At 47.3% G+C, this 18,173-nt stretch carries 17 protein-coding genes; 11 read left to right on the top strand and 6 right to left on the bottom strand.

Features of this window, described 5'->3' with window-relative positions; translation table 11 throughout:
- Positions 1 to 16: 16 nt before the first annotated feature.
- Both dnaN and dnaA read right to left on the bottom strand, forming a co-directional pair.
- Complete coding sequence (gene dnaN, locus AC4IE7_RS15045) at positions 17 to 1,117, bottom strand: DNA polymerase III subunit beta (RefSeq protein ID WP_490777671.1); 1,101 nt, start codon at positions 1,115 to 1,117, stop codon at positions 17 to 19.
- A gap of 228 nt (positions 1,118 to 1,345) precedes the next feature.
- Complete coding sequence (gene dnaA, locus AC4IE7_RS15040) at positions 1,346 to 2,683, bottom strand: chromosomal replication initiator protein DnaA (RefSeq protein WP_490777670.1); 1,338 nt, start codon at positions 2,681 to 2,683, stop codon at positions 1,346 to 1,348.
- A 264-nt stretch (positions 2,684 to 2,947) separates the two neighbouring features.
- Between dnaA and rpmH the strand changes: the two genes are divergently transcribed.
- From rpmH to mnmE, 5 genes are read left to right on the top strand one after another with little or no spacing between them, the layout of a single operon-like run.
- Complete coding sequence (gene rpmH, locus AC4IE7_RS15035; protein WP_071892818.1) at positions 2,948 to 3,082, top strand: 50S ribosomal protein L34; 135 nt, start codon at positions 2,948 to 2,950, stop codon at positions 3,080 to 3,082.
- Between the two features lie 11 nt (positions 3,083 to 3,093).
- Complete coding sequence (gene rnpA / locus AC4IE7_RS15030) at positions 3,094 to 3,456, top strand: ribonuclease P protein component (RefSeq protein WP_490777669.1); 363 nt, start codon at positions 3,094 to 3,096, stop codon at positions 3,454 to 3,456.
- A complete protein-coding gene (gene yidD, locus AC4IE7_RS15025; protein WP_490777668.1) occupies positions 3,444 to 3,680 on the top strand; it encodes a membrane protein insertion efficiency factor YidD in 237 nt (78 codons plus the stop codon). Before rnpA ends, yidD begins: the two co-directional genes overlap by 13 nt.
- Positions 3,673 to 5,346, top strand: a complete 1,674-nt coding sequence (gene yidC / locus AC4IE7_RS15020) for a membrane protein insertase YidC (RefSeq protein WP_490777667.1) — start codon at positions 3,673 to 3,675, stop codon at positions 5,344 to 5,346. The genes yidD and yidC overlap by 8 nt, the downstream gene beginning before the upstream one ends.
- A gap of 13 nt (positions 5,347 to 5,359) precedes the next feature.
- Positions 5,360 to 6,706, top strand: a complete 1,347-nt coding sequence (gene mnmE, locus AC4IE7_RS15015) for a tRNA uridine-5-carboxymethylaminomethyl(34) synthesis GTPase MnmE (protein ID WP_490777666.1) — start codon at positions 5,360 to 5,362, stop codon at positions 6,704 to 6,706.
- A 127-nt stretch (positions 6,707 to 6,833) separates the two neighbouring features.
- Here the strand turns inward: mnmE and AC4IE7_RS15010 are convergent, their stop codons facing one another.
- Positions 6,834 to 7,577 (bottom strand): PEP-CTERM sorting domain-containing protein, encoded by a 744-nt coding sequence (locus AC4IE7_RS15010; protein ID WP_490777665.1) that lies wholly within the window; start codon positions 7,575 to 7,577, stop codon positions 6,834 to 6,836.
- 264 nt (positions 7,578 to 7,841) lie between these two features.
- Between AC4IE7_RS15010 and AC4IE7_RS15005 the strand changes: the two genes are divergently transcribed.
- Positions 7,842 to 8,078, top strand: a complete 237-nt coding sequence (locus AC4IE7_RS15005) for an HP1242/YdcH family protein (RefSeq protein WP_490777664.1) — start codon at positions 7,842 to 7,844, stop codon at positions 8,076 to 8,078.
- A gap of 42 nt (positions 8,079 to 8,120) precedes the next feature.
- Here the strand turns inward: AC4IE7_RS15005 and AC4IE7_RS15000 are convergent, their stop codons facing one another.
- The 3 genes from AC4IE7_RS15000 to AC4IE7_RS14990 are packed head-to-tail and all read right to left on the bottom strand — an operon-like array spanning position 8,121 to position 11,970.
- Complete coding sequence (locus AC4IE7_RS15000; RefSeq protein ID WP_490777663.1) at positions 8,121 to 10,097, bottom strand: transglutaminase TgpA family protein; 1,977 nt, start codon at positions 10,095 to 10,097, stop codon at positions 8,121 to 8,123.
- Entirely contained in the window at positions 10,084 to 11,052 is a 969-nt protein-coding gene (locus AC4IE7_RS14995; RefSeq protein ID WP_490777662.1) for a DUF58 domain-containing protein, read from the bottom strand. The genes AC4IE7_RS15000 and AC4IE7_RS14995 overlap by 14 nt, the downstream gene beginning before the upstream one ends.
- Positions 11,053 to 11,970: an AAA family ATPase gene (locus AC4IE7_RS14990; RefSeq protein WP_490777661.1), complete on the bottom strand. Its 918-nt coding sequence runs from the start codon at positions 11,968 to 11,970 to the stop codon at positions 11,053 to 11,055.
- Between the two features lie 403 nt (positions 11,971 to 12,373).
- Between AC4IE7_RS14990 and mnmG the strand changes: the two genes are divergently transcribed.
- The 5 genes from mnmG to AC4IE7_RS14965 all read left to right on the top strand — a co-directional run bounded on the left by mnmG (position 12,374) and on the right by AC4IE7_RS14965 (position 17,672).
- On the top strand, positions 12,374 to 14,248 hold the full coding sequence (gene mnmG, locus AC4IE7_RS14985; protein WP_490777759.1) for a tRNA uridine-5-carboxymethylaminomethyl(34) synthesis enzyme MnmG: 1,875 nt from the start codon (positions 12,374 to 12,376) through the stop codon (positions 14,246 to 14,248).
- Positions 14,248 to 14,910, top strand: a complete 663-nt coding sequence (rsmG, locus tag AC4IE7_RS14980; protein WP_490777660.1) for a 16S rRNA (guanine(527)-N(7))-methyltransferase RsmG — start codon at positions 14,248 to 14,250, stop codon at positions 14,908 to 14,910. Before mnmG ends, rsmG begins: the two co-directional genes overlap by 1 nt.
- A 129-nt stretch (positions 14,911 to 15,039) precedes the next feature.
- Positions 15,040 to 15,831 carry a ParA family protein gene (locus AC4IE7_RS14975; protein WP_490777659.1) on the top strand — a complete coding sequence of 264 codons (792 nt, stop codon included), beginning with the start codon at positions 15,040 to 15,042 and terminating at the stop codon, positions 15,829 to 15,831.
- Between the two features lie 12 nt (positions 15,832 to 15,843).
- Positions 15,844 to 16,737, top strand: a complete 894-nt coding sequence (locus AC4IE7_RS14970) for a ParB/RepB/Spo0J family partition protein (RefSeq protein ID WP_490777658.1) — start codon at positions 15,844 to 15,846, stop codon at positions 16,735 to 16,737.
- A 455-nt stretch (positions 16,738 to 17,192) separates the two neighbouring features.
- Positions 17,193 to 17,672 carry a GlcG/HbpS family heme-binding protein gene (locus AC4IE7_RS14965; RefSeq protein ID WP_490777758.1) on the top strand — a complete coding sequence of 160 codons (480 nt, stop codon included), beginning with the start codon at positions 17,193 to 17,195 and terminating at the stop codon, positions 17,670 to 17,672.
- Positions 17,673 to 18,173: the final 501 nt, after the last annotated feature.

Here is an 18,173-nt window from a genome sequence, read left to right as displayed (position 1 = left end):
TTTGTATAACTGTTTACTAAATTCTCATGGGCATTACGACGTATTTACTATCCTTGTTATTTTTACCGTAGATCAGTGCACTGCTGTTTGTATCTTTTAGCTCTATGATGATGGTCTCTTCCTTAATAGCAGATATGGCATCAAGAAGGTATCCAACATTAAAACCTATCTTCAGCTCATCTCCCTGGTAAGTTACCTCAAGCTCTTCTTCAGACTCCTCCTGTTCAGGATTATGGGCCTGGAGTTCGAGTAAATTTGGTTTTAGATGAAAGCGTATGCCACGATACTTTTCATTCGATAGAATTGAAGCTCTTGTCAGTGACTGTTTAATCGTGCTCTTTTCCGCTTCAACTTCTTTGTCAGATCCAGAAGGCATTACACGTTGGTATTCAGGAAATCGCCCATCTATTAATTTTGATGTAAAAACGGTTTGTTCAAAGAGTACTTTAATGTAACTGTTGCTTAGCTCAACTTTGATCTCATCTTCGCTGTCACTTAATAGACGACTCAGTTCGATAACTGCTTTACGAGGCAGAATAACTTGTAGATTGATTTTTTCCTCAATCGCTTTGAGTGACTGACTCATTGCCAGGCGATGCCCATCAGTGGCTACTGTTCTGATATCACCCCCGGATAATTCGAGTAACATCCCGTTTAGGTAGTAGCGAACATCCTGCTGTGCCATAGCAAATTGAGTGTTTTCAATGAGTGTATTTAGAATTGACTCTTTTATCGAAAAAACTGAACTACTGGGTGTTGGCTCTATTACCGGGTAGTCGCGAGCTGGTAACACACTAAGAGAAAATCTACTTCTACCTGATTGTAACTTTACCTTATCGTCAGATACATCCAGTGTGATGGGAGCGGACTCTGGAAGCGCCTTACAGATGTCGAGTAGCTTTCTGGCAGGTATTGTGAAGTCAGTATCGCCCTCACACTCAGCTTCTGTTTGAGTTTTGAGTTCCACTTCCAGATCAGTTGCAGTGAGATTTAACTGACCGTTGTTAGCGTTTACAAGAATATTTGCCAGTATTGGAAGTGTTTGTCTTCGTTCTACAACGCCAGCTATCTTCTGTAGTGGTGCAAGCAAGTTGTCCCGATCGGTGCTAATTTTCATGTTATCCACTCAGCATCTTATTAATTATCTTTTAAGATATATAGACCTGTTATTATTATTAGGCCTGTTGATATCTTGATTGATTGTTTCTATCATATTGATTTATATGAATATTTTCATGTTTTTTCATATGTATCAGCCTACTCTAATCCTGCTGAATAAGTGTTGATGGTTTGTGGATAAGTTTGGATTTTTATATTAGCTGATTTTCTTAACATTTTATCCACATTAACTACTTAGGGTTCTTAACAGATTGGAATAGTCTTCTGATATTCTCGGATCACTCTCTCTTAACTCTTTAACCTTGCGATTTGCATGTATGACTGTGGTGTGATCTCTGCCACCAAATGCAGTGCCTATTTCAGGGAGACTGTGATTGGTCAACTCTTTTGCCAGGGTCATCGCTATTTGTCGTGGTCGTGCGATAGAACGGCTTCGCTTGGAAGAGACTAAGTCTGATGTTCTGATCTGAAAATACTCTGCAACGGTCTTTTGAATATTCTCAATAGTTACCTGCTTGTCATGAGCAGCTAACATATCGCGAAGTGCGTTTTTTGCAAAATCGAGATTGATGTCTCGACCGGTGAAGGTGGAGTTTGCGATGACGCGTCTCAATGCACCTTCGAGTTCTCTAATGTTTGATCTGATGCGCTTGCCCATAAAGAAAGCAACTTCGGTGGGTAATTCAGCATTCAGCTGTAGTGCCTTGCTTTGCAGTATTGCAACTCTTGTTTCCAGATCAGGGGGTTCTATTGCCACGGTGAGACCCCATCCAAATCTTGATTTCAGGCGCTCTTCCAGTCCGGTAACCTCTTTTGGAAATCGATCACTGGAAAGGATAATCTGCTGCTGTGACTCAAAAAGCGCATTGAAGGTGTGAAAAAACTCCTCCTGTGAGCGCTCTTTGCCAGCAAAAAACTGAATATCATCGATAAGCAGCGCATTTACAGAACGGTATTTCTTTTTGAATTGATCAATGGTGTTGTGTTGTAGTGCTTTTACCATTTCAGCGACAAATCGTTCTGAGTGGAGATAGATGACCCTGGCCTGAGGGTCCCTCTTCAGCATCATGTTGCCCACTGCATGCATCAAATGGGTTTTACCCAATCCTACCCCACCATATATAAAAAGCGGGTTGTAAGCCTTGCCAGGATTTTCACCAATCTGCATGGAGGCGGCCCTGGCAATCTGATTGGATTTACCTTCGACAAAAGTATCAAAAATAAAACTTTGATTGAGATTGCTTTGTATGGGTGAGGTATTGTCACGCCTGGAGGTTACTGTAATAGGTTGGGGTGGTGGGATAGGTTGCTTTTTCTGAGGGCGGGACTTAGAACCGATTTCTACCAGGATCTTGGGCGCTTCTCCATTACAGACGATATTGAGATGATTCTGTATGACATCCAGGTAGTGGTTACGTACCCAGTCAAGAACAAATCTGTTTGGTGCGAGGAGTCTAAGAAGCTGAGGCTCTTCGATGATTTGCAGTGGCCGAATCCAAGTGTTGTATTGCTGTGGTGAGAGTACTTGCTCCAGGTGCTCAGTGCAGCGGTGCCAAAGGTCCAATTTCACTCTCCAGCGATGGTCTTGAATCTACTTGGTGTTTAGTTCGAAGGTTATCCCGAGAGCCCATACATTGATCTGTAATACAGCATGGTTCGGTTCAAAGTATGCAAGTCTACTCTTGGTCGCCAGAGTTATCCACAGTTATAATTAATTTTATCTTACGTAATTTGTTCTATTATCTATTGACAAACCATCTCTTTTCGGACTAGTCTACGCGTCTTTTTTTCGTCCATAATTCATTGGCGGATTTACCGGTAAGCAGCTATGAAAAGAACATTTCAGCCCAGCAATCTAAAAAGAGCCCGTACGCACGGTTTTCGTGCGCGCATGGCTACACGTAATGGCCGTAAAGTGCTTAAAGCAAGACGTGCTAAAGGTCGTGCTCGTATCGCTCTCTGAGCAAAGGTTCATTGCCAAGATCTGAAGGGGCCTTCCCTCGCAGTCGTAGATTGTTAAAACCCGACGAATATCGTCGGGTTTTTAGTGAAGGTCGGCGATCCAGTGATCGTCACTTTCTGGTATTGGCATATCCTAACAGAGACCTCCATGCTCGCTTGGGTCTTGCTGTCGCAAAGAAGCATTGTCGAAAAGCAGTGGACAGGAACCGTATCAAGCGTATGATTCGCGAAAGCTTCAGACATAACCAGAATGTTGTGGCTGGATTGGACTTGGTTGTTGTCGCCAGACATGGTGCAGCAGTCGCGGATAACAAGCGTTGTCTGGATTCACTACAGCAGCATTGGTTTAGGATTGCAGAGCTATGCGCCAAATAATGATCTTTGTGATCAGGCTCTATCAAACTATACTAAGCCCCTTTGTCGGCCAGCACTGCCGTTTCTACCCCACTTGCTCTGCCTACTCACTGGAGGCTATTGAGAAGCATGGGGCTTTATACGGTTTCTGGCTCTCTCTGAAACGAATATCACGTTGTCACCCCTGGCATGAAGGCGGGGTTGACCCGGTACCTGAACCTCAAAAAAAGCAGTTAAATGGATAATCTACGACTGATTCTCTTTTTTACCCTGGCCTTTCTGGGCCTTCTTATTTATCAAGCCTGGCAGGAGGACTATGGTGTCCCTGCGCAGAGGCAAGCCGAGCAGACCAATGGTGGCACCGATTCACCCAGCGTACCTGGTGAGGTGGACACAGGTGTTCCGACGGCTGATGTGAAGGCAGATCTTCCCCAGGCCGCATCAAACATGCCACATCAGGATGGCACTGTTTCGACTCAAAATGTAGAAGTAATCAAAGTAGTAAGTGATCTCTTGAGCCTTGAAATTTCCACTTTGGGTGGAACGGTTCAGAGAGCTGATCTCCTTAATTTCAGAGACACGTTTGAGACGCCAGATATCAAGGTTGAGCTGTTAACCCCTTCAGGTCCGAATCTCTATATCGCTCAATCCGGATTAATTGGCGCTGAAAATGATGCTGCGCCAAACCATGATGCGATTTTTCAGAGCGAGCAGTCTCTCTATGAGATGGCTGAAGGTGAGGATGAGCTGATTATTCCGCTGGTATGGAAAAGCAGCGAAGGCGTTACTGTAACTAAACAGTTCAAACTGAAAAGAGGCAGTTATCTCACAGAAGTCAGGTATTTGATTGACAATCAGTCTGGTGAGAGTTGGGCGGCCAGGGATTATGGCCAGATTCAGCGCTCTGAGCCTGAAAGCGACAGTAGTGGCTTTACTACCTATACCTATACAGGTGGCGTTTTTTACAACCCCAAGGATAAGTACGAGAAAGTTGATTTCGATGATATGGCTAAGAAAAAGCTTGATGTCGAATCGGATCGCGGTTGGTTGGCGATGATTGAACACTACTTTCTCTCTGCCTGGATTCCGCCTAAGGATCAGGTAGAGCACTACTACACCAATGCACTGAGTGGTGGAAAGTACCTGATCGGCAGCTATTCTCCCTCGATCACTGTAGAGCCTGGTCAGTCCAAGGAGATCAGTAGACAGCTCTATATAGGCCCAAAACTGCAGGATCAGTTGGAAGCTATAGCTGAAGGTTTGGAACTGACAGTCGACTATGGATGGCTCACAGTAATTGCCAAGCCGATTTTTTGGCTGCTGAAGACAATCCATAACCTGGTTGGGAATTGGGGCTGGTCAATCATCCTGCTGACGATATTGATTAAAGCCGTTTTCTTTAAGCTCTCGGAGACCAGTTATAAGTCGATGGCGAATATGCGCAAGTTTACTCCCAGAGTTCAAGCGCTTAAAGATCGCTACGGGGATGATAAGCAGCGCTTTCAGCAGGCGATGATGGAGCTCTATAAAAAAGAGAAGATAAATCCATTAGGAGGCTGTCTGCCGATTCTGGTGCAGATTCCGGTTTTTATCGCACTCTACTGGGTGCTGCTGGAGAGTGTGGAATTGCGCCATGCACCTTGGATTCTTTGGATAGAGAGTCTCTCTGAGAAAGACCCCTACTTTATTCTGCCCTTGATCATGGGTGTTTCCATGTTTGTTCAGCAGAAGCTCAATCCGGCGCCACCAGATCCAATGCAGGCAAAAATTATGATGAGTCTGCCGTTTGTCTTTACCATCTTTTTCGCCTTCTTCCCGGCGGGATTGGTACTCTACTGGGTGGTTAACAATCTGATCTCAATTGCTCAGCAGTGGTATATCACTCGCCAGATTGAGAAAGCCGCCACCTGATTGAGATAGATTAATGACGCTGCGTGAGACGATCGCTGCAGTTGCCACCCCACCCGGTCGAGGTGGGGTGGGTATAGTTCGGATCAGTGGAGCTGGCTGTCAAAAGATTGCAGATTCTCTGATCGGTACACTCCCCCCTCCCAGGCAGGCCAAACTGGTCGATTTTCGCGATCGGGATCAACAGATCATCGATAAGGGGATTGCCCTTTTCTTTCCTGGTCCACACTCCTTTACCGGGGAGGATGTATTGGAACTCCAGGGGCATGGTGGTCCAGTGGTCATGGATCTACTGCTTCAAGCTGTTCTCAATGCAGGAGCACGAGTTGCCCATGCGGGAGAGTTTAGTGAACGTGCATTTCTGAATGATAAATTGGATTTAGTTCAGGCTGAGGCCATTGCTGATCTCATCGATGCACAGAGTCAAGCTGCGGCCCGTCTGGCCAGTCGTACCCTGCAGGGTACTTTTTCTCAACGTATTACAGATCTAGTAGAGCAACTGATTGAGTTGCGACTCTATGTGGAAGCAGCAATTGACTTCCCTGAAGAAGAGATAGATTTTTTGAGTGATGGCCATGTTAGTAAGCAATTACTTACGGTTATTGATGCTGTTACAAAGACTTTCAATTCTGCACAAAGTGGTAAAGTTCTACGGGATGGTTTAACACTTGTTATAGCTGGACGGCCGAATGCCGGTAAATCGAGTTTGCTGAATGCCCTGGCAGGGACAGATTCAGCAATTGTTACAGAGATTCCAGGAACGACCAGGGATATTCTGAAGGAACGCATCAGTATTGATGGTATTCCGCTGCATATAATCGATACGGCTGGACTGCGTGAGAGTGCAGATCCGATTGAAGAAGAGGGTATTCGTCGAGCAAAGCAGCAAATGGCCGATGCCGACAGGGTGCTTTGGGTTTTTGATGATCAATCTGATCCGGATCATCAGCTGCAGGATGATGCTGTACTGCCACAAGGTGTGCCTCTGACACTGATTCGAAATAAAATTGATATCACCAACAAACAACCACAGATTCGGGAGTCAGGTTCAGCTGTTGAGATTTCGTTATCTGCGAAACAGGGAATAGGTATAGATCTTCTCAATGATCATCTCAAACATTGTGCTGGCTATATGGATCAGAATGAAGGTGAATTTATTGCCCGCCGCAGACATCTTGACGCCCTGCAGCGAGCTCTGCAGTATCTTGATCACGGAAAGTTGAGCTTGCAGCGGGATAAGGCTGGAGAACTGCTCGCGGAAGATCTGAGATATGCACAACAAGCACTATCTGAAATCACTGGTGAATTTACTGCAGACGACTTGCTGGGGCGGATTTTTTCCAATTTTTGTATTGGAAAATAGCTTCTATTAAACCTGAAGACGACATACTTAGTCGCCGGGGTAATAAGGTGGGGCAATGCCCCACCGAATCACGTTGACTGAAGGATTTGTGGTGGGGTATGAACCTACCCTTCACAAAAAGATGCCGTTAGGCTGCTTTTTTTCGTAACAATCCTATCCCTAAAAGTCCGCTGAGCACCAAAAAATAGGTGGTAGGTTCAGGAACGTTTGCGGGCGAATCCTCTATGGGTGTCACAGGATCTGGTTGAGTGGGATACTGGGGTTCACCGCCAGTATGATCTTGGGACACGATATTTAAAGCTAAATCTGCATCGAAAGCCATGAAGCCTTGTGGACTTTCCATTATATTCCAGTCAGCGTCAGTCATTATTTGCGAATCTACCTGCCACTCTGAATAACTGGACATAATATTGAGTTGGATAAACCCATTTGATCCATAACCTCTAAAGATCACTTCCATATCACCAATATTCCCTTGCGGTGTTATGCCCTCACGAGCATAAAACTGACCATAGGAATTACCAGTCAGAGGATTGTAACCCGTTGCGTTTTCATCAACGAGGATCTCACTTCCACCGACAAATTCAGCGTAGTAATTGTAACTGTGATACACCCACCCTTCACCCGAACTACTTGTATGGCCGTATTCCACAGTTCTTCCCTCAGGATTTACCCAACTGCTAACCTCGTCATCGACGACAAAGCTATACGAGATCGGATCACCTACCGACACATTCACGGTATCATCCATTTCATATTGAGCTGTAACATTCCCTGTAAAAGTATATAAGACCGGCAGAGCGAGAGTGTTCTGCATATAAAATGACAATCCCCCCCAAACAAACAGTGTGATCAATTTGAAAGTTTTCATAGCTACAGCTCCTTGTTGTACATTCCATTAATAACGCCACCTATAGAAGGCAAATATTGAGCCACAAATAGGAATTTTAGTAATATCAGAATGTTAAAGATAACCAACGTGTTTTATGTGTTAAATTATTCGACAAGAATTCAGGACACCAAAAATTCCTGTTGAATAAGAGGAATTACTGTTTTCTTGATTCTGTACATTGTTGTCATAGCCTTGTAACAGATAAGGTGTTGAAATAAGGGTTCATAAGAAGAGGAGAGAGAGATGCTGGGTGAATCACACGATCTTTTGCATGAGTTTCCTGAGTATGCCGACAAGATTGTAGACATGCGTAAGAGCAACGAGGTTTTTCACAATCTGATGGATGAATACGATTGGCTGGATGCCCATATTCGTAATCTGGAAGAGTTGAGTACTCCAGTCTCTGATTTCCATATAGAAGAGATGAAAAAACGTCGTCTTCTATTAAAAGACAGACTCTATACAATCTTGCATGACTGATAACCCACTTGGGTTAAACAGACCCTTGAATGACGAGGTACACTAGGCTTTGTGACGGCTTGGATGAAACTGTCTGACCTGTCGAATTAAGGCCTGCGCCTGGTTTTTCTCTGGGTTCGGGCCATAGCGCACTTTGATATAGAGCGCAGTAATTCTGCTGATGGATGCAGTCAGGTCGGGTCTTATCCTGATTGCTTTTTTTGCATAATCCATCGGTCCTTCATGAACTTCACGTTTGATACCCAACCGGGCAAGACGTTTACAAAAAAGATTATAAGCGTGTGTGACAGGTGAGGGTGCTTTTCGGCCTGAAAGCACCAGCCTCAGTGCCACCAGAATCAGTGGGATTGCTATCAGCGATATGGTTATAAGACTCCATTGAAGTGGGGTTAGATTATCGAAGCCGAAATTGCGCATCAGTGAGAATTGATGTTCTCGACTATATCCAATCACCCAGCGTCGCCACTCTATGTTGGCGCTATCCAGCAAATGAGTAAATCGTCGCAGAGTTGATCCAACCAGGCCTGAATCATCCAGTTGAAACATTACGGGTGAGCCTTGCTCACCAAAATCTGCTCTGATCCGAAAACGTATCCGTTCCGGTGCAACTGCCGCTGTGGGATCGACTCTCTGCCAACCGGTATCATCGAGCCAGACTTCAGTCCAGGCATGGGCATCGTATTGTCGTATGATGAAATAGTCACCCATCTCGTTGTACTCGCCCCCCTGATAACCCAACACCAGACGACTCGGAACCCCGGCGATTCGCATCAGCTGTGCAAAGCTTGTAGCGTAGTGCTCGCAAAAACCTTCACGACCTTCAAACAGAAATTCGTCTATAGGATTGTTGATATAACGTGGTGGTGAGAGGGTGTAGACATAGGGTTGGCTGTTGAAATGGGAGAGTGCCAGATCGACGATCTGCCGAGAAGTAGTTGACTCTGCCTGCCATTTAGCGACCAGATCGAATTGGCGTTGGGTGACATTGTCTGGCAGTTCCAGTGCCCGATCACTCATACCCGGTAATAGTAATCTGTTCTGCTTCTCAATTGTGGACCAGACCCGGTATTGCAGTGATTGGGTAACAGGGCGACTACTGCGCAATAAAAAGTCAGATGTTATGGTTGAAGTTATGCTTGATTTGATGGGCAGATCAAGCGCATAGAGCCAATTTTTCTGGTGAGCTTCGAGAAACACTTCGTAGCTCACTTCTCCTGTGTCACTGATTGCTATCGGTTGTTGAGATTGTTGTTTTTCTGCGTTGAACCAACTTTCGCCATCTGTATCCCAGATCACCAGGCCCCGCCAGTAACGAAGTTCAGGTTCTGGTGGTTGCTTGTCGAAACTTACCCGGAAGGCAACTTCTGGAGATTCAACCAACTCTGCAAATTGACCCGGAGATACACGATCACTGAGGCCTGTTGTTCCACTGGCGCCAATGCCAAGACTCCAGAGTGGATGTGAAATGCGAGGAAAAATGATGAACAATACGATGGCAATAGGCAAAGCCTGAAGTGTAATGACCGCTGTTCTCAGAAAAGATTTATAGCTCTGCTGCGAAGGCCTGATACGATTTATCTCAATCAACAGAGCAGTCAAACAGATCATGATGATACTCAGATAGAGCGCCATAGCCATCGACTGATTAAATAGAAAGTGGGTAATGATTACGAAGTAAGAGATAAAAACCGCATTGTATATATCCTGTCTTTTTCTGGTCTCTAAAATTTTCAGCATCATCATCACAGTAAGCAGAGCAACCCCTGCATCCCGACCAATCAAGGTATGGAATTGGTTGAAGACCAGAAAGATTCCACCCATGGTTACAACTACCAGTATCCAACGGCCTGGCTGTAGTCGGGTATAGTGAAGTGTCATAAATCGCCAAAACAACAGAAATAGCAGTAACAGTGAAATCGGCGTGGGGAGATGTATCACATGAGGAACAATGGCCAGCGCAATAAATAGAGTGGCCATTAGGTGTTGTCGAGGGGTCAGACTGTGCTCAGTGGTCAGCATTTTGAGTACCGAATTTGGCTAGAGCAGAGAGGCATTTCTGCATATGAGTGGTGCCAAGATCAGAGGGAATGGATAGACCGGGTATATGTAGAGAGTAGGCGTGCCCCTGCTCCTCTTGTTGAATAATAAATCGGCATAGCAGGCTGAGGCGTCTTTCCGGTTCCTGCTCAGGTATAAGATCCCAATCGAGTCGTATCTCGATATGACGATCACCACCGAACTGTTTGCTCAACAACCCCTGTTGTTTGGCATAGGCCTTCCAGTCAATATGTTTGGGGGAGTCACCGGAGCGAAAATTTCGTAAACCAACAAAGTCATCTGCACCGACCCCGCGGTCGCCACTGTTACTGCGTGTATAGCTGGTTGTTACCGGTGGCTCACCACGTTCGGCAGGTTTCGGATAGACCAGACAACTCAGATCGAGTTGGGCATAGGTCCAGGCGTGAAAAAGCCCTAGTGGATAGGTGGTGTGAAGTGAGATCTGAGGTAGAGGGAAACTACCGCGTTTACGGCTGACAAGAGGCAGATGAATGGTTAAGCGTTCACTATTCGGTATATCGATGCTGTCGCCATTGATCTTGCGATGCTTTAGGCTGATTCCGAATCTATCGAGATTCGAAGGGTTGACAAGGGATAGGCAAAAATCAGCAGTTTCACCTGCAAACACTGAATCGACATGGTGTGGCTGAAGTTTCAGACCCAGTAGATTACGCCAGGTGTGGAGTATGCTGGTGATCCATATGCCCCCCAGAAGAAAGGTTGCCAGATGACCCAGATTACTGCCGTAATTGATGGAGCCAGCCAACATCGCCAACAACACAGTGGCGAGCAGTATTCCCTGTTTGGTTGGTAGAATGTAGATGCTACGTGCCTGAATGGTTACGCCACCCTGCTGATCAGCTTTCGCCTGACGGCGAAACTGTTTAAGCCAGGAATATAGGGAGCGTTTACTCATCTAGGGTAAAGGTACTCTATTCAGTAGATCCTTCACCAGACCATCACCGCTAATGCCTGTCTTCTCTCCGGAGGTCTGCAATCGATGGCCGATGGTTGTCGGTAGTATGGCCTGCAGGTCTTCTGGCAAAACCAGATCACGGTCTTCTAGAAAGGCCCATGCCCGGGCCGCCTGAAGTATGGCCAGACCGGCCCTGGGTGATAAGCCAAGCCGATAATCCGGCATATTTCTGGTATGGGCGAGGATGTCCTGACAATACTCAATCAAGGCATCAGCAACATGCACTTTCGCGACCTTTTTTTGATATTCGGAGAGACTTTGGGTGTCGAGTACAACAGGATGGTCTTCGAGCTGAGCCCGACGGTCTCCCCCTGCCAGTAGATCCCGTTCCGCAGAGCGTCCCGGATATCCGATATTGATACGCATCAGGAATCTATCGAGTTGGGATTCCGGTAGAGGAAATGTGCCTACCTGATGACTTGGGTTCTGTGTGGCAATAACAAAAAAGGGTTCCGGTAGTGAATAGGTCTCTCCATCTGTGGTTACCTGTCGCTCCTCCATGGCTTCGAGCAGTGCGCTCTGGGCCTTTGGGGTGGCGCGGTTTATTTCATCGGCAAGTACCAGTTGGGAGAAAATTGGCCCACGATGGAATTGGAAGCTCTGCTGCTTGGCTTCATAGATAGAGACACCAATAATGTCCGATGGCAGTAGATCGCTGGTGAACTGAATACGCTGATAGTGCAGGCCCAGCAGATGGGCCAGGGTATGGGCCAGAGTGGTTTTGCCGACACCAGGCACATCCTCTATCAACAAATGTCCTCTGGCTAAGAGACAAGTCAAAGAGAGTTTGACCACATCCTGTTTTCCCAGCAGGATGTTGCCTGCTGCTTTGATTACCCCACCTAATTCAGAACCCATTACTTGCCTCTTCTATCAATTAAGGTACAACCGGACGTTGTCAGGTTCCCTTTGTGGTTATTGTCATCCTGCCGAATATGAAAGATAACTTATTTCTACACTCACCGTATTCTCGGGGATCTACTGCTTCTTAATCGGCCAAAGGTTCCATTCGCTGAACATTACTTTAGTGTTAACAGTCCCTAGCAAACAGGCCAGATTCGAGACTTGTCCTAAAAACCGATCGCAAGAGCGGATAAATAGCTATAGTGACTCAGAAGGTTCCTTTGAAATATCTCATTCCTCCTGTTAATCAGTTAAAATAGTGGGTTCGTTGGTTTTTTATCAGAAATCGGTGTTACTAAACCGGATATGGCGATTTCTGATGGTACGGTTAGCGGCCATTTAACGCTTAAATATGACAATGTTATTTACAGATAAGTTTGATGTGATTGTGGTGGGAGGCGGCCATGCCGGTACAGAAGCGGCGTTGGCAGCGGCCCGCATGGGCTCCCGAACCCTGCTATTGACCCATAATATAGAGACCCTTGGCCAGATGAGCTGCAATCCTGCGATTGGTGGTATCGGCAAAGGGCATCTGGTCAAAGAGGTGGATGCCCTGGGTGGGGCTATGGCTCAAGCTGCAGATTTGGGCGGCATACAGTTCCGCATTCTCAACTCTCGCAAAGGTGCGGCGGTGAGGGCAACCAGAGCTCAGGCTGACCGGGTACGCTACAAAGCAGCGATTCGGCATCTGCTGGAAAACCAACCCAATCTACAGTTGTTCCAACAAGCGGTGGATGATCTGCTGGTTGAGCAGGATAGGGTCACCGGTGTTGTCACCCAGATGGGCCTGAAATTTCGCGCCGAAGCTGTGGTGCTTACGGTGGGTACTTTTCTTGGTGGCCGGATACACATCGGTCTCTCAAACTATGAAGGTGGACGGGCAGGTGATCCCCCATCCAACGCCCTCTCCAAGCGACTTAGAGATCTGCCATTCACCGTCGAGCGCCTGAAGACAGGCACCCCGCCCCGCATCGATGGCCGTTCTATCGATTATTCTCAACTTCAGGCGCAGCCTGGGGATACGCCGACGCCGGTCTTTTCATTTCTGGGATCGAGGGATCAGCACCCCCAACAGGTGAGCTGTCACATTACCCATACCAATCAGCAGACCCATGAGATCATCCGTGGCGGACTCTCCCGATCACCAATGTATGCCGGTGTCATTGAGGGCGTTGGCCCTCGGTACTGCCCCTCCATTGAAGACAAAATCGTGCGCTTTGCCGATAAGGACTCCCATCAGATCTTTATTGAGCCGGAAGGGTTGGATACCAACGAAATCTACCCCAATGGAATATCCACCAGTCTGCCCTTCGATATACAGTTTCAACTGGTGCGCTCAATGAAAGGCTTTGAGCAGGCCCAGATTACCCGCCCTGGTTATGCCATCGAATATGACTTTTTTGATCCCAGAGAGCTGAAAGCCTCACTCGAAACCAAACATGTTGAAGGCCTGTTTTTTGCCGGCCAGATCAATGGCACCACCGGCTATGAAGAGGCGGCTGCCCAGGGGCTATTGGCAGGAATCAATGCTGTGCGTTTCGCCAACGACCAGGAGTCCTGGTCACCGCGAAGGGATGAGGCCTATATAGGGGTAATGGTGGATGACCTGATAACCCAGGGGACCCAGGAACCCTATCGGATGTTCACCAGCAGGGCTGAGTATCGCTTGCTACTGCGAGAGGATAATGCTGATCTACGACTCACTGAGAGAGGCCGGGAGCTTGGCGTCGTGGATGATCATCGTTGGCAGGCATTTTGCCAAAAGCGGGAAAATATCGAGCGGGAGCAACAGCGTTTGAAAGATATCTGGCTGCGACCATCCGATGTAGAGCCAGATCGGGCGGAGGCCATATTTGGCGCTAATCTGTCGAAAGATGCCTCTGCACTCAATTTGTTGGCAAGGCCCAATGTTAGCTATCGGGATCTGCTGACCATCCCCAAGTTGGGTTCCGGTCTGGAGAATGCCCAAGAGATCGAGCAGTTGGAGGTACAGGCAAAATATGCCGGCTACATCGTTCGTCAGAAAGATGAAATAGATAAACAACGGGCCAATGAAGCAGTGGCGCTACCGCAAGACCTGGACTATGAAAACGTTCGCGGCCTCTCCTCGGAGGTGCGGGAAAAATTCCAGCGGCACAGGCCGGAAACCTTGGGGCAGGCAGGACGTATCCCCGGGGTCACCCCTGCAGCGATCTCCTTACTACTGATCCATCTGAAGAAGCGTTCAGCCTGATGGCGAAGCTGGAATTTGATAGATCCGCATGTCAGCAGCGGCTCTCGGATGGGGCGGCTCGTATGGGTATTGCACTGAGTGAATTGCAACAGCATCAGCTTTTGGATTATCTCGCGCTGATGACGAAGTGGAATAAGGCCTATAACCTCACTGCAGTTCGCGATCCGATGGAGATGGTGGGCCGACATATACTGGATAGCCTGGTGCTTCTGCCCTATCTGAAAGGAAACAACTGCCTCGATATGGGAACGGGCCCAGGCTTACCCGGAATTCCCCTGGCGATAATGCGCCCAGATATCAGCTTTACACTGCTCGACAGCAACAGCAAGAAGGTTCGTTTTCTACGTCAGGTCGTACTGGAACTGGGGATGAATCACTGCCAACCGGTACACAGCAGAATAGAGGCGTACCAACCGCACTATCCATTTAAGGTTCTAACCGCCCGGGCACTGACCTCTCTGCCTAAGCTTCTGGACTTGAGTCAGGCACTGCGTAGTGATGAGAGCGAATTATTGGCTATGAAGGGCCGAGTACCGGATCTGGAGATTGAAGAGATAAAGCCAAACTATGATTGTACGGTGATTCCGCTGCAGGTGGCTTTCACAGAGGGAGAACGCTGTCTACTCAGGATAAAAAGAGCAGATTCAGAGGAATCGCTCTGATCCGATAACGCGCTGTAGACGCGGGATTCTCCCCCCCTCTCCACTCAACATGAGAGAAAGGTTACCACCTTGAGCGGCTGTGCCGTTATGATAGGCTCTTCCTGTCACTGTGGAATTAAGTAGACCAACATGGGTTACATCATCTCCATCGCTAACCAGAAAGGCGGTGTCGGCAAGACAACCACCACCGTTAACCTGGCGGCATCCCTGGCCGCCATGAAAAAACGTGTGCTGTTGGTGGACCTGGATCCCCAGGGAAACGCCAGTATGGGTAGCGGTATCGATAAGCACAATCTGGAAAACACCAGTTGTGAGCTGTTGCTGGGTGATGCCACCTTGCGCGAGACCCTGCAGACCTCACCTGAAGGTGGCTTCGATGTCATCCCCTCGAACGCGGACCTGACCGCAGCAGAGGTGGGCCTGATGAACAGCTCAATGCGCGAAAAACGTCTCGATCTGGCACTGGCCCCGGCTAAAGAGGATTACGAATATATCCTCATCGATTGCCCCCCATCCCTGAACATGCTCACCCTGAATGCCCTGGTGGCGGCAAATGGCGTGCTGATCCCGATACAGACAGAGTACTACGCCCTGGAGGGACTGTCGGCACTGATGAATACCGTCGAGCAGATTCGATCCCATCTCAATCAAGACCTAAGGATCGAGGGATTCCTGCGCACCATGCACGATCCCCGTAACAATCTGGCCATAGATGTCTCAGGACAGCTGCTTGCTCACTTCAAGGATGCAGTATTCAACACCATCATCCCCCGCAACGTCCGGGTAGCCGAGGCACCAAGTCACGGATTGCCGGTATTGCTTTACGATAAACTATCCCGAGGCGCAACCTCCTATCTGGCACTGGCCAGTGAGCTATTGCGACGGCATCGCCTGCGTGAGAGCGAAGCTAAAACGGTTTAACGGAAAAAATAAATGGCAGCAAAGAAAAGAGGTTTAGGTCGTGGACTGGATGCCCTGTTGGGGGGAATGCAGTCTGAGGGCGAGCAGAGTGGTAGTGAAGCGGCTACCAATGAGAGTAAACGTGACAATCTGAGTCGGCTGCCCGTCGATCTGATTCAGCGGGGGCGTTATCAACCGCGCCGTGAGTTTGATCCAGACAGTTTAAGAGAGCTGGCCGACTCTATTGCTGCCCAGGGTGTAATACAACCGATCATCGTACGAGCGGTTGAGAATGAGCGCTACGAGTTGATCGCAGGGGAAAGACGCTGGCGGGCAGCCCAGCAGGCAGGCTTGGATGAGATTCCTGTGGTGATCAAGGAGGTCACTGAAGAGGCCGCCATGGCGATGGGGCTGATTGAAAACATCCAGCGTGAAGATCTAAACCCTCTGGAAGAGGCGAACGCCCTCAGTCGACTACTGCATGAGTTTGGCTTGACCCACCAGGAGGTGGCAAAAGCTGTTGGTAAATCCCGCACCACAGTAACCAACCTGCTGCGCCTGCTCGATCTCAACGAAGAGGTTAAATCTCTCGTTGAGTCCGGTCGTATTGAGATGGGTCATGCCCGCTCTCTACTCGGCCTGAAAGGAGAGGATCAGACCAAAGCGGCCAATCTAGTGGTCAGTCAGGGACTCTCAGTACGCGAGACAGAACGGCTTGTGCGCAAACTGCAGAATGAATCGGAAAACCCGAAGCCCAAAGCTGCAGCGTCAGCAGTAGACCCGGATATACGACGCCTGGTGACAGATCTATCGGAAAAGCTTGGTGCCAAAGTGGATCTGCAACAAGGTGGCAAGGGTAAAGGAAAGCTGATCATCGGCTATAACAGCCTGGATGAGTTGGAAGGGATTCTTGATCACATCAAGTAAAGTTAGGTATGTAAAGGGGTCGGAGTCGAGAGTTGTCATGTTGGGAATCACTTCGAAATAACATAAGCGTATGCTCTAACAAGCCACTCCGTTGTCAGTCCGACTCCGACCCCTTAGGATAAATTCCAGTAGTGTAGGGTGCGGCCCTGCCGCACCAGACGTGCTTATTAAGCGATGCGTCTTATTTATTGAATAGCAACCAGCAACACCCCAACAATACCAGATCAACGCTTAGAGTTATTATTTACTATGCTCAAAATACAAATTGTATGTAAGAGGTTAAATATAGTCTGGCGTTGAGATTACACCACAAAAAAAAGATTAATATTGAAACTATTATTGTGTAGTCATTCACTTATCCAATGGTATTAGATAAATAAGATCACCTACTTTTTATTCTAACAAGCCAGATTATCTATTGAGGTACTAAAGTGAAAAAAATAATTCAAACTCTAATGTACTCTGTATTTGCTGGAACATTAAGTACAAGTTCATTGGCAGCAGATATAATCACCCAAAAAAATATAGGCCTGCAAGCAGCGAATGACATTGCAAAAATGAGTATCGATGCCTGTCGGGATAAGGGATATCACGTCTCCGCTGTAGTGGTGGATAAACATGGAAATTTACGCAGTGCCATGCGCGATGATCTGGCAGCAAACCCAACTCTGGAGATCGCAGAGAGAAAAGCAAATATGGTAATCATGTCGGGGATAGCTTCCGGTTCTTTTCGTGAGGCTAGAAGAGATATTCAACAAGAGTTGAACCATATCGATGGTTTGATTGTAATGCAGGGTGGGTTGCCAATAAGGTCTGCCGGTACTCTGATTGGTGCAGTTGGCGTAAGTGGAGCGCCTGGTGGCGAGAAAGATGAAGTCTGCGCTGCTGTAGCTTTAGAGAAAATCTCCGAACGATTGGAATTTGCAGATGAATGATTTTCATTAATTGATACATTTATGGATTTTAAAAAGCCATCTTTATACAGGTGGCTTTTTTATTTTGTAGTGCCGTAGTTATCAATATCGTTTAGTAAGTTGTTTGGAGTTACATCAGCTGTATGGAGTGGATAATTCCATATAATCGTTTTTTGGTGGGGCATGGCCCCACCCTACTGTTAAAATTGATTTGAGTGGTTATATAACAGATATCATGAGCAGTAGTGCGTAGGGTGGGGCCATGCCCCACCAAACAGTTCTAATTTTTGCTTTGAACAGCTATCTCTAATCCCCAGCTATTGTGTCGTATTAATGGTTGCGAACTCTCTATACTCACCTAATAGGTAACACAGTGCATTGTGATACTTTTGTTAATACTAGTCGTTACAAGAACTGCTAAAGTCTTATCCATCACGCCAAGACGCCTTTTGTGTAACAGTGATGAATTCTTGATTTGTGTTATGGAGAGCAAGTTTTAAAAACTTGTATGAAGCAGAAAGC

The sequence above is a fragment of the Candidatus Thiodiazotropha sp. AKAK3 genome (genome assembly GCF_058244645.1).
The sequence above is the reverse complement of the archived record's forward strand: the minus strand, read 5'-3'. Positions and strand labels throughout refer to the sequence as shown.

Coding starts and splice junctions, on each gene's coding strand:
- dnaN (WP_490777671.1), bottom strand. CDS start 1,117: ATGAAAATTAGCACCGATCGGGACAACTTGCTTGCACCACTACAGAAG.
- rpmH (WP_071892818.1), top strand. CDS start 2,948: ATGAAAAGAACATTTCAGCCCAGCAATCTAAAAAGAGCCCGTACGCAC.
- yidD (WP_490777668.1), top strand. CDS start 3,444: ATGCGCCAAATAATGATCTTTGTGATCAGGCTCTATCAAACTATACTA.
- yidC (WP_490777667.1), top strand. CDS start 3,673: ATGGATAATCTACGACTGATTCTCTTTTTTACCCTGGCCTTTCTGGGC.
- mnmE (WP_490777666.1), top strand. CDS start 5,360: ATGACGCTGCGTGAGACGATCGCTGCAGTTGCCACCCCACCCGGTCGA.
- AC4IE7_RS15010 (WP_490777665.1), bottom strand. CDS start 7,577: ATGAAAACTTTCAAATTGATCACACTGTTTGTTTGGGGGGGATTGTCA.
- AC4IE7_RS15005 (WP_490777664.1), top strand. CDS start 7,842: ATGCTGGGTGAATCACACGATCTTTTGCATGAGTTTCCTGAGTATGCC.
- AC4IE7_RS15000 (WP_490777663.1), bottom strand. CDS start 10,097: ATGCTGACCACTGAGCACAGTCTGACCCCTCGACAACACCTAATGGCC.
- AC4IE7_RS14995 (WP_490777662.1), bottom strand. CDS start 11,052: ATGAGTAAACGCTCCCTATATTCCTGGCTTAAACAGTTTCGCCGTCAG.
- AC4IE7_RS14990 (WP_490777661.1), bottom strand. CDS start 11,970: ATGGGTTCTGAATTAGGTGGGGTAATCAAAGCAGCAGGCAACATCCTG.
- mnmG (WP_490777759.1), top strand. CDS start 12,374: ATGTTATTTACAGATAAGTTTGATGTGATTGTGGTGGGAGGCGGCCAT.
- rsmG (WP_490777660.1), top strand. CDS start 14,248: ATGGCGAAGCTGGAATTTGATAGATCCGCATGTCAGCAGCGGCTCTCG.
- AC4IE7_RS14975 (WP_490777659.1), top strand. CDS start 15,040: ATGGGTTACATCATCTCCATCGCTAACCAGAAAGGCGGTGTCGGCAAG.
- AC4IE7_RS14970 (WP_490777658.1), top strand. CDS start 15,844: ATGGCAGCAAAGAAAAGAGGTTTAGGTCGTGGACTGGATGCCCTGTTG.
- AC4IE7_RS14965 (WP_490777758.1), top strand. CDS start 17,193: ATGTACTCTGTATTTGCTGGAACATTAAGTACAAGTTCATTGGCAGCA.